6 protein-coding genes are annotated in these 16,802 nt (G+C 66.7%); 3 read left to right on the top strand and 3 right to left on the bottom strand.

Going from position 1 to position 16,802, the window contains the following annotated elements:
* Positions 1–91 precede the first annotated feature (91 nt).
* Positions 92–658, bottom strand: coding sequence for a TetR/AcrR family transcriptional regulator (locus tag JHL17_RS13635; protein ID WP_200193958.1), 567 nt, complete (start codon positions 656–658; stop codon positions 92–94).
* Positions 659–942: 284 nt separating this feature from the next.
* On the opposite strand from JHL17_RS13635, the gene JHL17_RS13630 reads away from it, so the two are divergent.
* Positions 943–2,013 (top strand): alpha/beta fold hydrolase, encoded by a 1,071-nt coding sequence (locus JHL17_RS13630; RefSeq protein WP_345773805.1) that lies wholly within the window; start codon positions 943–945, stop codon positions 2,011–2,013.
* A 108-nt stretch (positions 2,014–2,121) separates the two neighbouring features.
* Here the strand turns inward: JHL17_RS13630 and JHL17_RS13625 are convergent, their stop codons facing one another.
* On the bottom strand, positions 2,122–3,027 hold the full coding sequence (locus tag JHL17_RS13625) for a LysR family transcriptional regulator (protein ID WP_200193954.1): 906 nt from the start codon (positions 3,025–3,027) through the stop codon (positions 2,122–2,124).
* Positions 3,028–3,186: 159 nt separating this feature from the next.
* Here JHL17_RS13625 and JHL17_RS13620 point away from each other — a divergent pair, with 159 nt between their 5' ends.
* Positions 3,187–4,515, top strand: a complete 1,329-nt coding sequence (locus tag JHL17_RS13620; RefSeq protein WP_200193952.1) for an MFS transporter — start codon at positions 3,187–3,189, stop codon at positions 4,513–4,515.
* Positions 4,512–5,984 (top strand): M81 family metallopeptidase, encoded by a 1,473-nt coding sequence (locus JHL17_RS13615; protein ID WP_200193949.1) that lies wholly within the window; start codon positions 4,512–4,514, stop codon positions 5,982–5,984. Before JHL17_RS13620 ends, JHL17_RS13615 begins: the two co-directional genes overlap by 4 nt.
* A gap of 47 nt (positions 5,985–6,031) precedes the next feature.
* Here the strand turns inward: JHL17_RS13615 and JHL17_RS13610 are convergent, their stop codons facing one another.
* Complete coding sequence (locus JHL17_RS13610; protein ID WP_200193947.1) at positions 6,032–16,756, bottom strand: FG-GAP-like repeat-containing protein; 10,725 nt, start codon at positions 16,754–16,756, stop codon at positions 6,032–6,034.
* Positions 16,757–16,802 lie beyond the last annotated feature (46 nt).

Raw genomic sequence — 16,802 nt, 5'->3', positions numbered from 1 at the left:
GTCGTTGGAAGGAGGAGATTGGATTTAAGGAAGGAACAGCGTTATTTTTGACTGATCATTCCATAATTCGGCAAAAAAAGAGGGTGCCGCCTCACCGCAAGGCACGCAAGGCCAGGGTTCCAAGACCTTGAAGCGTTTTGAGATCGGCTCCGCCGCGGGCGGCGATGCGGATCCCGGCGAAGTTGGCGATCAGAAAGTCCGCCGCCTGCTCCGGATCGAGGTCGGTCGCCACGTCGCCATCGGCCTGCGCCTCGCGGATGCGGCCGGCAATGGCGACACGGTGCATCCGTCCGGCGGCATCATGGATCTCCGCCAGCTCCGGGCGCGTCCGGCCGAATTCGCAGACCGAACCGACACCGAGGCAGGCGCTCCGCGCGTCGGCAACCAGACGGTCGACCATGGCCCTCAAGCCGTCGATGGCGCGCGGCGAGCCACGAAGCGCCGCGGTGTGTGCCTGCGCCTCGGTCACGGCATAGCGCCGCAGCGCGGCACAGTAGAGCTGCCACTTGTCGCCGAAGGTGTCATACAGGCTCTGGCGGCCGATTCCCATCGCCCGGACCAGCATCCCAGCCGACGTGCCTTCGAAGCCATGCTCGCGGAAGACGCCGATCGCTGCATCCAGCGCCTGTTCCTCATCGAATTCCTTGGGACGTGCCATGCCTGGACCCTAACGGATTCCGGAACGATCGATCAAGAATAAAATGCCGACACATCCGTCCACAGGTCGAGTTCTCCGCTTGGAAGCGGAAGGCAGCCCCCGCTCCCGCCTGCCTCGATCCAGATTTCCGGCTCCGCCCATCCTGGAATGGAGGGTTTCGTATTCCATTGTATCCGAAGGGCAGATCGACACCCGCGCTTTCAATGTCACCCTTTTCCGGACATGCCGGGGATACATCGGTGTCGGACTTTGCCGCCACGAACGACCCCGTCATGGAGAGATCAGTGGCACGCAAATCCGACACCCCCGATACGGCCCGGGTCGACCATGGTCGCCGGCGATTCATCGGCACGGCAGGCCTCGCCGCGGCGGCGGTCGGCTTCGGCCTGAATGCCGCACCTGCACCGGCGGCGGAAGCGTCCGCGGCCCGGCCGGCCGCCGTTCCCCGTATGCTTCCCGGCTTCAAATCCCTCAAGCAGATCGATGCCGGACCGCTCAGCATCGGCTACGCCGAGGATGGTCCCGCCGACGGGCCGGCGGTGCTCCTCCTGCACGGCTGGCCCTATGACATCCACAGCTATGTGGAGGTGGCGCCCATCCTGGCGGCGGCCGGGTACCACGTCATCGTCCCGTATCTGCGCGGTTACGGCACGACGCGCTTCCTGTCCGCCGGAACGCCGCGCAACGGCCAGCAGGCAGCCATCGCCACCGACATCCTCGCCTTGATGGACGCGCTGAAGATACCGAGCGCGATCCTCGCCGGCTGCGATTGGGGCGCCCGGACGGTGAACATCATGGCGGCACTCTGGCCGGACCGCTGCAAGGCGATGGTTTCGGTGAGCGGTTATCTGATCGGCAGCCAGGAGCTCAACCGGACACCGTTGCCTCCCAAGGCCGAACTGCAGTGGTGGTATCAGTATTACTTCACGACCGAACGCGGCCGGGCCGGCTATGCGAAATACACGCGCGACTTCGCCCGGCTCATCTGGCAACTCGCCTCGCCGAACTGGTCCTTCGACGACGCCACCTTCGACCGGTCGGCGGCGGCATTCGACAATCCCGACCACGTCGACGTCAGCATCCACAATTACCGCTGGCGCCTCGGCTTGGCGGAGGGGGAGCCCCAGTACGACGCGCTCGAGCGGGCGCTTGCCGCCTTCCCGACCATCGGGATACCGACGATCACCATGGAAGGCGATGCCAACGGCGCGCCGCATCCGGAACCGGCCATGTACCGCGCGAAGTTCACCGGCCGGTACGAGCATCGGCTGATCACCGGCGGCATCGGCCACAACCTGCCGCAGGAAGCGCCGGAAGCCTTCGCCCAGGCCGTGCTCGACGCCGGAAAAGCCTGAACGCGGCCACCGAGCGAGAGACCGGCGCGATGCCGGCCGCGAAGGACCGGGCCGGACCGTTCGACGGCGCCCGAAGTCCCACGCGCGAAGCGTGGCCGTCGACGCTCCTCAAAAGAACCTTGTGTCGTCAATCATTTCAAGCAGGCGGGCGCCGGCACGCGACAGGGCGCGTCCCTCCCGCATGATCAGGCTCGCCCGGCTCGTCGCCAGGATGCTGTTCGCCATGGGGCGGGCGACCAGGCGCCCGGATGCCAGTTCGGGGGCGACCGCATGCACCGACAGGAAGGTCACCCCCAGTCCGGCCATGGCGAACCGCTTCAACGGTGCCACCGTGTTCGCGATGAAGACCGGCCGCAACTCGATCCCTTCCGCATCGCCGGCGGTCTGGATCAGCGTCCGCAGCCCCGTACCGGGCGCGGCAAGGGCACAGGCAAAGGGGGTGAGCGCCGACAATGGGAGTGGAGCCGGCAAATCCGCGGCGGCATGGTCCGGCGCCAGGATGGCGTGGACCGGCTGCGGCCGTTGCCGGATGACGCGCACCGCCGCGCTGGCCGGCGGCGCAAAGGCCAGCCCGAAATGGCAGCGCTCCTCGGCGACCGATCGGACGGCATCGCTCGCTCCGCCGATCTCGACCGTCACCTCCACGCCCGGATGCCGTTCGCAGAAGGCGATCAGCACGGCATCCATGAACGCGTCGACCAGCCCCTCGCCCACCATGATGTGCAGGTGTCCTCGCCCGAGCCCTTCCAGTTCCGCCAGCCGCGTCCTCAACGCTTCGTCGCCGGAATGACGCTCCCGGCAATAGGCCAGGACGAGGCCGGCAGCCTCCGTCGGAACCACGCCGCGACCGCGACGCTCCAGCAACGGCACGCCGAGCTCGGCTTCCAGGCTGGCGATCTGCCGGCTGACGACCGAGGGCTCGACGTTGCCGGCCTCCGCGGCCGCGCGGATCGATCCGGTGCGGAGAACCGCCATGAAGTAGGACAGTTGTTTGCTGCCGGGACCGAGAGGCATAGGGCGGGCCGCCGTCTTGACTGGTAATGTTGACTTTTCCGCAACGGATTATCGGACTTTCCGTCATTGCAGGCAACGTCCGTTCCGCTGATCCTTGGCCTTCTCAACAAAAATCAGGCAGCGGAGGCCCGTTTGGCACAGACGATACGATCGCCCGGAATGCCGTGTCCGGACCCTGCCGCGCCGGAACGGGACGCGGTCTTCCGCAAGGTCGCGTGGCGCATCCTGCCGATCCTCATCCTGTCCTATGGTCTGGCTTATCTCGACCGGGTCAACATCAGCTTCGCGAAGCTGCAGATGCAGAGCGATCTCGGCCTCTCGGAAGCGGCCTACGGCTTCGGCGCGGGCATATTCTTCCTCGGCTACGTGCTGCTCGAGGTGCCCAGCAATCTGCTGCTGGCCCGCATCGGGGCGCGCCGCACCCTGAGCCGCATCATGGTCCTTTGGGGGCTCGCATCGGCGGCCATGGTGTTCGTCCGCGACGAGCAGGCATTCTATATCCTGCGCTTCCTGCTCGGGGTGTTCGAAGCGGGCTTCGGGCCCGGCATGCTGTATTTCCTCACCCTCTGGTACGGGCGCCGGCGGCGCGGACAGGTGATGGCGAGCGTCCTCCTCGCCGGACCGGTGGCCGGCATCGTCGGCGGTCCGCTCGCCACCTCCATCATGACCGGAGCCGACGGGGCCCTCGGCCTTGCCGGGTGGCAATGGCTTTTCCTCCTCGAAGGACTCCCCAGCGTTCTGGTCGGCATCCTTCTCTTCTTCCATCTCAGCGACGGCCCCGACAAGGCGCCCTGGCTGAACGCAGGGGAGCGGGCGCTGATCACGGCCGAGATGGAGCCGGACGAGGCCGGCCACCGTCATCACCGCTTCCTGGACGCCCTGCGCTCGCCGAGGATTTACGGGCTCGCCCTGTCCTATCTCTGCATGATCGCCGGGCTCTATGCCGTGAGCTTCTGGCTGCCGACCCTGCTGCGCGCGGGCGGCGTCGCCGACACGCTGGCCATCGGTTTCCTCTCCGCCGTCCCCTATGTGATCGCGGTGACCGCCATGCTGCTGGCCGGACGGCAATCCGACCGCAACGGCGAGCGCTATGGCTACAGCGTCGGCGCCTGCCTGATCGCCGCGGCCGCCCTGGCGGTCACCGGCGGCACGCTCGGCAACCTCCCGGTCTCGCTTGCCGCCCTGACGGTGGCGGCCGCCGCGACCTATGTCGCCTATACGGTGTTCTGGACCATTCCCGCAGAGCTTCTGCGCGGAACGGCCGCCGCCGGCGGCATCGCGCTGATCAACAGCATCGGCCTGCTCGGTGGTTTCCTCAGCCCGACCATCATCGGCATGGTGCGCGATGCCACGGGATCGCTCCAGGGCGGGCTGAACGCCATCGCGGCCGGTCTGGCGCTCGGCGGCCTGCTGCTTCTGGCTCTGCGCCGGACGGCCAAACCGCCCCTTCCTGTTTCCGTTTCCACCACCGCGAGGGCCGGCGAATGAGCGCCAAACGAGTCTTCTCCGGTTCGCTGGCGACCGAGACCAACACCTTCGGTCCGATGCCCACCGGCGTTTCAAGCTTTCACGAACGGGCCTTCTTCCCGGCCGGCCGGCACCCCGAGGCCATGCAGATGCACAGCGGGCCGTTATGGGCGGCGCGCCGGATCGGGAGGCAACGGGGCTGGACGCTGATCGAAGGGCTGGTCGCCGCCGCCGTCCCCAACGGGCTGGTGACCCGTGCCGCCTATGAGAGCCTGCGCGATGCGCTGCTCGCCGACCTGCGGGCGGCGCTTCCGGTCGATATCGTGCTGTTCGGCCTGCACGGGGCGATGGTGGCCGACGGGTATGACGATTGCGAAGGCGATCTCCTGGCCCGTGCCCGTGCCCTTGCCGGCCCCGAGGCGGTGATCGGGGCGACGCTCGATCCGCACACCCATCTCAGCGAAGCGATGGTTGCCAGCGCCGACCTCCTGATCTGCTGGAAGGAGTATCCTCATACCGACATCGCCGAGCGCGCGCTGGAGCTGGTCGATCTCTGCGACGCGCTTGCCGACCGTCGGCTGACGCTGCGTGCGGCGGTCGCCGATACCGGCATGATCGGCCTGCTCCACACGACCCGCGAGCCCGCCCGTGCTCTCGTCGACCACATAAAGACACTGGAAGGGCGGGACGGCATCGTCTCCATCTCCATCGTGCACGGCTTCTCCTGGGGGGATACGCCGGACATGGGGACGAAGCTGCTGGTCTACAGCGACGCCGCCGATGACCGCGACGGCAGCCGGGCCGCCGCACTGGCGAAGCGGCTTGCGGGCGAGGTGTTCGCCCTGCGCGATCGCCTGGGGGAGAGCCCGCCCGGGATCGACCAGGCGATCGACCTCGCCCTCGCCACTCCTGGAACGGTGGTTCTCGGCGACGGCAGCGACAATGCCGGCGGCGGTGCGCCGGGCGACGCCACCTTCATCCTCCAACGCCTTTTCCAGCGCGCGGTCACCGACGCATGCCTGGGTCCGCTCTGGGACCCCGGTGCGGTCCGGATCGCCATGGACGCCGGAGAGGGTGCGCGCCTGCCGCTCCGCGTCGGCGGAAAGGTCGGACCGCTGTCCGGCGCTCCCGTCGATGCGGTCTGGGAGGTCAGGGCCTGCCGACGGGATATGGTCATGACCGGGCTCGCCGGAACTCCCGCCAAACTCGGCGATTGCGTGCTGGTCGCCAGCCAGGGGATCGAGGTCGTGCTGACCAGCTTCCGATGCCAGGCCTTCGGCCTCGACCTGTTCACGCAGCTCGGCTGCGACCCCTCCCGGCGCAAGCTGGTCGTCGTGAAGTCGTCCCAGCACTTCCGCGCCGCCTACGCGCCGATCGCCGCGCGCATCGTCATGGTCGATGCACCCGGCGCCGTCCCCGCCGACATCACCAGCCTGCCGTTCCGGAAGATCCAGCGGCCGAAATGGCCCTTCGACCGGGGGGAGGGATAGCGCTCCCCGCCCGGAGGTGGCGGCATCCGGGTCGAAGGCCGAAGGTGTTATCCGAGGTTGATGTCGGACAACGAGAGCACCGTGCCGTTGTAGATGCCGAGCAGGCGAAGCTCGGTGGCAGCCGCTTGGCCGTCACCGTCGCCGTCGACCACCTGGTACAGGCCGGAGCTGGTGCCGTTGTTGGCGAGAACCAGCGTGCTCGCACCGGCCGACGAGTTCGTCAGCGTTCCCAGCGCCGTGCGGAAGCCGGAAAGACTGGCGTCCGTCAGGCTGCCGCTGACGACCGAGGACAGGCTGACCAACTCGCTGGCCATGCTCACCGCATTGGTCGCCGCGGTCACCGTCGACAGCGACGAGTCGCCGTTGCGGTCCGCCGTGGTCCGGGCCGTCCCGGTCAGTTCCACCCGGTCGATGCCCGACCGGAAGTTCGACACCGAGAGGAAGCCGGTGTTCGCGCCCAGCGCCGAGATATCGGCGAAGGACGAGTACACCACCGTATCGGTGCCGTTGCCCAGGCTGATGCTGTCGCCAGTGCCGCCCAGGAAGCGGATCGCCCCGCCGGTCACCGTGATCACATCGGTCCCGGTACCGCCGATCAACGTCTCGACGGCGCTGACCGACATGGTCACCCCGGTGTTGCCCAGCGTGATCACATCGTTGCCCGCACCGCCGACCAGCGTCTCGATGCCGCGCAACAAAACCATGTTGCCGCCGTCGCCGAGGCTGACCACATCCGTGGCCGCACCGCCGACGATGATCTCTATCCCGCTCTCGGCCCGCATGGTCACTCCGGTGTCGCCAAGGATCACCAAGTCGCTGTCCGCACCGCCGATCATGGTGTCGATGCCGCGGGTGATGACGGTGTTGCCCGCCGCACCCAGGGTCACGAGGTCCGAACCGGTGCCGCCGACCAGGAACTCCACGCCCGAGACCGTCATCGTCACGCCGGCCGAACCGGTGAAGACGATGTCGGTGCCCGCACCGCCGATCAGGGTGTCGATGCCCGAAACGGTGATGGTGTTCGGCGTGTCACCCAGGGTGATCACGTCGAGGCCAGTCGTGCCGATCAGCGTCTCGACCGCGCGGGTCAGCAAGGTGCTGCCCGAGGTGCCGAGGGTGACGACGTCGGAACCGGCGCCGCCGACCAGGATCTCGATGCCCGAACCCAGCGCCATGGTGACGCCGGTGTCGCCCAGGAACACCCAGTCGGTGCCCGCACCGCCCGACAGCGTGTCGATGCCGCGGGTGATCACGGTGTTGCCCGCCGCACCCAGGGTCACGACATCCGAACCGGTGCCGCCGACCAGGAACTCCACGCCCGAGACCGTCACCGTCGCGCCAGCCGTGCTGGTGAAGACGATGTCGGTGCCCGCACCGCCGGTCAGGGTGTCGATGCCGGCGACGGTGATGGTGTTCGCCGTGTCACCCAGGGTGATCACGTCGGTGCCTACGCCGCCGATCAGCGTCTCGATACCACGGGTCAGCAGGGTGGCGCCCGCGGCACCGATGGTCAGCACGTCGGTGGCCGTGCCGCCGACCAGGATTTCGATGCCGGTGGCGAGCATCATCGTGGTGCCGGTGTCACCCAGGAACACAAGGTCGGTGCCGACGCCGCCGATCAGCGCTTCGATGCCGCGGATGGTGCTGGTGTTGCCGGCCGAACCCAGGGTCAGGATGTCGGTGCCGGTGTCGCCGACCACGAAATCCGCACCCGAGACGGTGAGGGTCGCACCGGTCGTGCCGGTGAGGATCACCTCCAGGCCGCTGCCGCCGATCACCGTCTCGATGCCGAGCACCAGCAGCGTGCTGCCGATGGTGCCGATGGTCACCGTGTCGGTGCCGGTGCCTCCGATCAGCGTCTCCAGACCCGAGACCAGCAGGGTATTGCCGGCCATGCCAAGCGTGACGATATCGGAAGCCGAACCGCCGGTCAGCGTCTCGATCCCGCTGGCCAGAAGCGAATTGAAGATGTTGCCCAGCGTGACGACGTCGGTGCCCGACGAACCGGTCAGCGTCTCGATGCCGCGCAGCAGCACCGTGTTGCCGGCCGTGCCCAGCGTGACGACGTCGGTGCCCGTGCCGCCGATCAGGATTTCGATGGCCGACGCCAGCAGCGTCGAACCGCCCGAACCCAGGAACACGAGGTCGGAACCCGTACCGCCGGTGATGGTCTCCAGCGCGTTGGCGACCAGGGTGTTGTCCACCGTCCCCAGCGTGACGACATCGGTGCCCACGCCACCGCTCAGGGTCTCCAGACCCGAAACCAGCAGGGTGCTGCCCGTCGTACCGAGCGAGATCAGGTCGAGGCCCGAACCACCGGTCAGGGTCTCGACGCCGGAGACCAGCATGGTGGTGCCGGTGTCGCCGATGGTGACGACATCGGCGCCCGTGCCACCGGTCAGGGTCTCCAGACCACGGACGATGACCGTGTTTCCGGCCGCGCCCAGCGTAACCACGTCGGAGTTGGTGCCGCCGACCAGGATCTCGATGCCCGAGACGAGGACGGAGCTGCCGGCCGAGCCCAGGAAGATCACGTCGGTGCCCGTACCGCCGCTGATCGTCTCCAGCAGGTTGGCGAGCAGCGTGCTGCCGGCCGAACCGAGGGCGATGAGATCGGTGGCCGAGGAGCCGGTGATCGTATCGAGAGCCGAGACCAGCAGGATGTTGCCGCCCGTGCCGGCGAGCGTCACGACGTCGATGCCCGCACCGCCGCTCAGCGTCTCGATCAGCGTCACCGCAAGGGTGTTGCCGGTCGAGCCGAGGGTGACGATGTCGGTGCCGACGCTCCCGGTCAGCGTCTCGATAGCCGAGACCAGCAGGGTATTGCCGGTCGTGCCCAGCGTGATGGCATCGCTGGCGGTGCCGCCGATGATCGTCTCGAAGAGCGAAACCGTCGCGGCATTGGCCGTGTTGCCCAGGGTCAGGACGTCGGTGCCGACGTTGCCGATCAGCGTCTCGATGCCGCGCAGCAGAACCGTGTTGCCGGCGGAGCCGAAGGTGACGACGTCGGTGCCCGTGCCGCCGATCAGGATGTCGATGTCCGACACCGTGACCGTCGAACCGGCCGAGCCGAGGAAGACCAATTCGAGGCCGGCACCGCCGGTGATGGTCTCCAGTGCGTTGGCGACCAGCGTGTTGCCCACCGTGCCCAGCGTGACGACATCGGTGCCCGTGCCGCCGGTCAATGTCTCCATTAGGCCGGTCACCAGCAGTGTGCTGCCCACCGTGCCCAGGCTGATGACATCGATGCCGGTGCCACCGCTCAACGTCTCGATGCTGGAAACCAGCATGGTGGTGCCGGTGTCGCCGATGGTCACCACGTCGGTGCCGACGCCGCCGACCAGCGTCTCCAGGCCGCGCAGGAGGATGGTGGTGCCGGTTGACGACAGCGTTACGATGTCGATCAGCGAGTTCGGCGTCTCGATGTTCGACCCGGCGACCAGCGTCTCGACGCCGGAAACCAGCAGGGTGCTGCCGGTCAGGCCGATGAACACCAGATCGGTGCCGGCACCGCCGGTCAGCGTCTCCAGACCGCTCGCCAGCATCGTATTGCCGGCTGAGCCAAGGGTGACGGTGTCGGTGCCGAGACCACCGGTCAGGGTCTCGAGCGCCGACACCAGGATGGTGCTGCCGGCCGTGCCCAGCGCGACGACGTCATTGCCGGCCTGACCGGTCAAAGCTTCGATGCCTGACACCAGGATGGTATTGCCGAGGACCGAGCCGATGGTGATCACGTCGGTGCCCGACGAACCGGTCAGCGTCTCGACGGCCGAGACCAGCAGGGTATTGCCGGTCGTACCCAGCGCGATGGCATCGCTGGCGGCGCCGCCGATGATCGTCTCGAAGAGCGAGACCGTCGCGGTGTTGGCCGTGTTGCCCAGGGTCAGGACGTCGGTGCCGATATTGCCGGTCAGCGTCTCGATGCCGCGCAGCAGCACCGTGTTGCCGGCGGAGCCGAAGGTGACGACGTCGGTGCCTGTGCCGCCGACCAGGATGTCGATGCCCGAAACCGAGACCGTCGAACCGGCCGATCCGAGGAACACCAGCTCGGAACCCATGCCGCCGGTGATCGTCTCCAGCAGGCTGGCGAGCAGCGTGCCGCCGGCCGAGCCAAAGGTGACGACATCGGTGCCCGTGCCGCCGGTCAGGGTCTCCAGACCCGAAACCAGCAGGGTGTTGCCCGAAATGCCCAGCGTGATGGCGTCGATGCCCGAACCGCCGGCCAGCGTCTCGATGCTGGAGACCAGCATGGTAGTGCTGGTATCGCCGATGGTGATGACGTCGGTGCCGACACCGCCGGTCAGCGTCTCAAGGCCACGGACGGTGGTGGTGCTGCCGGCCGAGCCCAGCGTGACGAAATCGCTGCCCGAACCGCCGATCAGGACCTCCAGGGCAACCGTCTGGAAGGAGTTCCCGGCCGAGCCGAGGAAGACCAGGTCGCTGCCAGAACCACCCTGCAGGAACTCGATGCCCGAAGCCAGCAGGGTGTTGCCCGCCGTCCCCAGGATGATGGCGTCGGTGCCCACGCCGCCGGTCAGGGTCTCAAGGGCCGAAACCAGCAGGATGCTGCCCGAGGTGCCCAGCGTGATGGCGTCGATGCCGGCACCGCCGGTCAGCGTATCCAGCAGGCTGGCGAGGACGGTGTTGCCGGCCGAGCCCAATGTGACGACGTCGATGCCCGACGAACCGGTCAGCGTCTCCAGACCCGAGACCAGCAGGGTATTGCCGGCCGTACCCAAGGTGACGGCGTCGGAAGCCGTACTGCCCGTCAGGGTCTCGATACCGCTGACGAGCAGCGTGTTGGCGGTGTCGCCCAGCGTGACCACGTCGGTGCCCGACGAACCGGTCAGCGTCTCGATGCCACGCACCAGCACCGTGTTGCCGCCACCGCCCAGGGTGACGACATCGCTGCCCGAACCGCCGACCAGGGTCTCGACGCCCGAGACCAGAACGGTGTTGCCCGCGGTACCGAGATAGACCAGTTCGGACCCGGTGCCGCCGATGATCGTCTCCAGCAACCCCACAAGGATCGTGGCACCGGCAGCTCCCAGCGTGACGACATCGGTGCCCGACGAACCGGTCAAGGTTTCCAGCAGGCCGGCCAGCAACAGGGTGTTGCCCACCGTGCCCAGGCTGATGACATCGGTGCCGGTGCCGCCGCTCAGCGTCTCCAGGCCGGAAACCAGCATGGTGGTGCCGGTATTGCCGATGGTGACGATGTCGGTGCCCGCCGAACCGGTCAGCGTCTCGATGCCGCGCAGCAGCACCGTGTTGCCGGCCGTGCCGAGCACGACGACGTCGGTGCCGCTGCCGGTGACCAGGATCTCGATGCTGGAAACGAGGGTCGTGTTGCCGGACGACCCCAGGAAGATCAGGTCTGTACCCGAACCACCGGCAATCGTCTCCAGCAGTGCGGCCGACAGGGTGTTGCCGGCCGAACCCAGGGTGACGAGGTCGGTGTCGGTACCGCCCGTCAGGGTTTCGAGAGCCGAGGCGAACAGCGTGCTCCCCGAGGTGCCGATGGCGACGACGTCGGTGCCGGCACCGCCAATGATCGTTTCGAAGCCCGAAGCGAACAGGGTGTTACCCGCCGAACCGAGAGCCACGACGTCTGTGCCGGCGCTGCCGGTCAGCGTCTCGATAGCGGTTGCGAACAGGGTGCTGCCGGCTGTGCCCAGCGAAATCGCGTCGGCGGCGGTCCCTCCGATGATCGTCTCGATGGCCGAAGCCAGGGTGGTGTTGCCGGTATCGCCAAGCCTGACGATGTCGGTGCCGATGCCGCCGGCCAGCGTCTCGATGCCGCGCAGCAGCACTGTGTTGCCGGCGGTGCCGAGGGTGACGACGTCGGTGCCGATGCCGCCGGTCAGGACGTCGATCCCCGAGACCAAGACGGTGGAACCGGACGTGCCGAGGACGATCAGATCGGAACCCGTGCCGCCGGTGAGCGTCTCCAGCAGGGTGACGAGCAGAGTGCCGCCGGCCGACCCGAGTGTCACGACATCGGTACCCGCAGACCCTGCCAATGTCTCGATGCCATTGACGAACAGGGTCGTGCCGCTGGTCCCCAGCGTGACGATGTCGATGCCGCTGCCGCCGCTCAGCGTCTCCAGCCGGTCGACGAGCAGGGTGCTGCCGGTGCTGCCCAGCATGATGACATCGGTGCCGATCCCGCCGGTAATCGTGTCGAGCAGGGTTGTCAGCAGCGTCATGCCGGACGTGCCGATGATCACCGCGTCGCCGGCGTTCGAGCCTGTCAGCGTTTCGAGACGTTCTATGAGAACTGTGCTGCCACCGCTTGCGAGCGTGACCACGTCGGATCCCGATGCCCCGAGAATGGTTCTGTATTGGGTGGAGACCGACAGGGTGTTGCCGCCGTCGTTCAAGATGAGAACGTCGGCATTCGGAAGGCTGACCAGGGTTTCCAGCCCGCTCAGATGAAGGGTTTGCCCGATCGTGATGACGGTTTCGATATTGACGGCGTGAAAGGTCGCCCCGCTGCTGCCGAGCATGACGACATCGGTGCCGGAGCCACCGATGAGCGTCTCGATGCCGGTCGCCAGCAAGGTGTTGCCGGCGGTGTCGAGCATCACGACGTCGGTGCCGGCACCGCCGACGAGTGTCTCGATGCCGGTCGCCAGCAGGGTGTTGCCACTGGCGCCGAGCGTCACGACATCGGTGCCGATCCCGCCGGTCAGCGTTTCGACAGCCGAGACCAGCAGGGTATTGCCAGTGGTGCCGAGCGTCACGATGTCGGTGCCGGCGCCGCCGGTCAGCGTTTCGATGGCCGACGTCAACAGGGTGTTGCCGGCAGTGCCGAGTGCCACGGCATCGGTGCCGACGGCGCCGGTCAAGGTTTCGATGCCGGACACCAGTGTCGTATTGCCGCCGGAGACGAGTGTCACGAGATCGATGCTGGCACCACCGGTCAGCGTTTCGATGCGCGAAATCAGAATCGTGTTGCCGGCGATGGCGAGCGCCACGACATCGATGCCGCTACCGCCGGTCAGGCTCTCGATGCCGGCTATGTTCAGCGTGTTGCCGGCCGTGCCCAGCGTGATGACATCGGTGCCGCTGTCTCCCGTCAGCGTCTCGACAGCCGAGACCAGCATCGTGCTGCCGGCGCTGTCCAGTGTGATGATGTCGGTGCCGGTGTCACCCGTCAGCGTTTCGACGGCTGACACAAACAGGGTGTTGCCGCCAGTGCCGAGAGTGATGGCATCGATCCCGGCGCCGCCTATGAAGGTCTCGATGTCGGTTGCCAGCATCGTGCTGCCGGCGGTGCCGAGCGTGATGATGTCGCTGCCGGCCCCACCGGTCAGCGTTTCGATGGCCGACGTCAACAGGGTATTGCCGGCGGTGCCGAGGGTGACGACGTCGGTGCCGGCCCCACCGGTCAAGGTTTCGATGCTGGTTGCCGACAGGGTGTTGCCGGCCGTGCCCAGCGTGATGACATCGGTGCCGGCCCCGCCGGTCAAGGTCTCGACGACCGAAACCAGCATCGTATTGCCGGCGCTGCCCAGGGTGATGACGTCGGTGCCGGCCTTACCCGTCAGCGTTTCGATGGCCGACGTCGACAGGGTGTTGCCGGCGGTGCCGAGTGTCACGGCGTCGGTGCCGCTGGCTCCCGTCACCGCTTCGACGAGGGAGACCTGAATCGTGTTGCCGGCGGTGCCGAGCATGACGACATCGATGCCGGCCCCACCGGTCAAGGTTTCGATGCCTGAGGAAAGTATCGTGCCGCCGGCGGCGGCGACCGTCACGACATCGGTGCCGATCCCGCCGGTCAGCGTTTCGATGCGCCAAACCTGAATCGTGCTGCCGGCGGTGCCGAGCATGACGAAATCTGAGCCAGCCCCGCCGGTCAGCGTCTCGATGTCGGAGGCCAGCACCGTGTTGCCGCCGGTGCCGAGCGTCACGACATCGATGCCGGCACCGCCGGCAAGCGTTTCGAGAGCGACGAACTGCAGGGTGTTTCCGGCCGTGCCGAGCATCACGACGTCGGTGCCGGCCCCACCGTTCAGCGTTTCGACGGCCGACACCAGCAGGGTGTTTCCGGTGGTTCCCAGTGTCACGATGTCGGTGCCGGTGCTGCCCGTCAGAATCTCGATGCCGGACATCACCGCCGTGCTTCCGGTGGAGGCAAGCGTCACGACGTCGGTACCGGCCCCGCCGGTCAGCGCTTCGATCCGCGAAACCTGAATGGTGTTGCCAGACTCCGCCAGTGAGATGGCGTCACGGCCCGAGCCACCGCTCAATGTTTCGACCTGGGAAAGGAAAAGGGTCGAACCACTGGCGCTGGTCGTGACGACATCGACGCCCACACCACCGACCAGTGTTTCAAGCACCGAGATCAACATCGTGCCGCCGGCCGACCCCAAGGTCACGACGTCGGTCCCGGAGGAACCGAGAATGCTTTCCACTGCGGTAAGCAGCACTGTGTTACCAGCGGTACCGAACGTCACGACATCGGTGCCGGCCCCGCCGATCAAGGTCTCGATGCTCTGCACCCTCACCGATGCGCCGGTGGAGCCTACGGTTACGACATCGGTGCCGCTGTCTCCCGTCACCGTTTCGATGAGGGAGATCTGAATCGTGTTGCCGTCGGTGCCGAGGATGACGAGATCGGTGCCGGACCCGCCGATCAACGTCTCGATGCCGGACACCAGTGTCGTGTTGCCACCGGTACCGAACGTCACGAGGTCGGTGCCGGCACCGCCAACCAGGGTCTCCAGCAGCCTCACCGTCATCGTGCTGCCGATGGTCCCGAGGATGACAACATCGGTGCCAGCCGCACCGATCAACGTCTCAATATTGGACAGCAGTGTCGTGTTGCCACCGGAGGCGAACGTCAGGAGGTCGGTGCCGGCACTGCCAACCAGGGTTTCCAGCAGTTTCACCGTCATCGTGCTGCCGATGGTGCCGATGGTGATGACATCAGTGCCGGAACCGCCGGTCAGGGATTCCAGCCGGGAAACCAGCATGGTCGCGCCGGCTGTTCCGACGGTCACGGCGTCGCTGCCGACACCACCGGTCAGCGTCTCCAGATCCGACACCTTGGTGGTGACGCCGGCCGATCCCAGGGTGATCAGGTCGGTGCCGATACCGCCGACGATGCTCGTCACCAGCGACACCGTGGTGGTGTTGCCCTGTGCCGCAAGTTGCAAAACCGCTGTACCGCCCGCGCCACCCGCAGTGACGACTTCCACGCCCGACACCGCATACCGTACGCCATTGGAGCCGAGCACGATGGAGTCGGTTCCCGCACCGCCGATGATGGTTTCAACACTATAGAGCGCTATCGTGTTGCCGGCATCGCCCAGGGTGACGACGTCGACACCGACGCCACCCAGCAGGGATTCCAATTTGGACACCACCACGGTGTTGCCTGCCGAACCCAGCGTGATGATGTCGATTCCAACGCCACCGGCCAGGGTCTCAACCTGCGCCATCGTTGTGGTGTTGCCCGTCGAGCCGAGCGTGATGACATCGTTCCCAACCCCGCCGATCAGGCTTTTCAGCCACGACACCATCATGGTGGTGCCGACCGTGTCACCCAGCGTGATCACATTGGTGCCGCCGGAGCCGATCAGCGTCTCCAACCCGCTCACCAGCAGGGTGTTGCCGGTGGTGCCCAGCGTTACGGCATCGGTACCGGCGCCGCCGGTCAGCGTTTCGATGGCGGTCACCAGCAGGGTGTTGCCAGCATCGCCCAGGGTGACGACGTCGGTACCGGCACCGCCGGTCAGCGTTTCGATGGCGGTCACCAGCAGGGTGTTGCCGGTCGTACCCAGCGTCACGGCATCGGTGCCAACCCCGCCCGTCAGCGTTTCGACGCCGGTGATACGGAAGGTCGCGCCAATATCGCCTAGTGTGATGACGTCGGTCCCGGTGCCGCCCGTCAGCGTGTTGATCTGCGACAGTGTCAGCGTGTTGCCGGAATCGGCCAGCGTCCTGACGACCGGCGCAATGTTCCTCAGATATACCAGAGAGCCTGTGTCGAGACCGTAAATCGCGTCGACGTCGCCGTCGCCGTCGAGGTCGGCCAGGGCCGGCATCGGATAGCCTCCGGTATTAAGACCGTAGACTGCCGTCCCGACGAGCGAGAATGTGGGGGACGATGTCGTCCCGATATTGATGGAAACGACATCCTTGTTCACAAGGTCGAGATCGCCGTCACCGTCGAGATCGACGAGGAGCGGCGAATTGTTACTGACACCCGCCGTCATGCCGAAGAGGTTCGTTCCCTCCAGCGAAAAGGTCGGCGACGACGACGTTCCAGTGTTGCGGTACAGAAGGATACCGTTGGAATGGTCCCCCATCAGCAGGTCTACATCGCCGTCGCCGTCCAAGTCGGCGAAGGTCGGAGCCGCGTAGCCGTTGGCACCGCCGGCGACGATGCCGAAGAGGTTGCTTCCCTCGAGCGAGAAGGTCGGCGACAACGACGTTCCAGTGTTGCGGAAGAACCGCGTGTCGCCGTTCTTGCTGCCGATGAACAGATCGAGGTCGCCATCGCCATCGATATCTACGAAGCTTGGCTTCGCATAGGCATCGGCACTGGAAAGACCGAACGGATTCGTGCCTTGCAGGGAATAGGTCGGCGCCAGCGACGTTCCGACATTGGCGAAATACACCGTCTCGCCAAGCTTGTTGCCGACCAGAAGATCAAGATCGCCGTCGCCGTCGAGGTCCGCGAACCTGGGGGCGGCATAATTCCCGACGCCGCCGAGACCGAAGGGGTTGGTGCCGACAAGGGTAAAGGTTGGCGTGGTCACGATCGTTCAGCCCCTCGGATACGAATATCGACACCAAACCCATTCA

The sequence above is a fragment of the Azospirillum endophyticum genome (genome assembly GCF_016595245.1).
GTDB classification, from domain to species: Bacteria; Pseudomonadota; Alphaproteobacteria; order Azospirillales; family Azospirillaceae; genus Azospirillum; species Azospirillum endophyticum.
The sequence above is the reverse complement of the archived record's forward strand: the minus strand, read 5'-3'. Positions and strand labels throughout refer to the sequence as shown.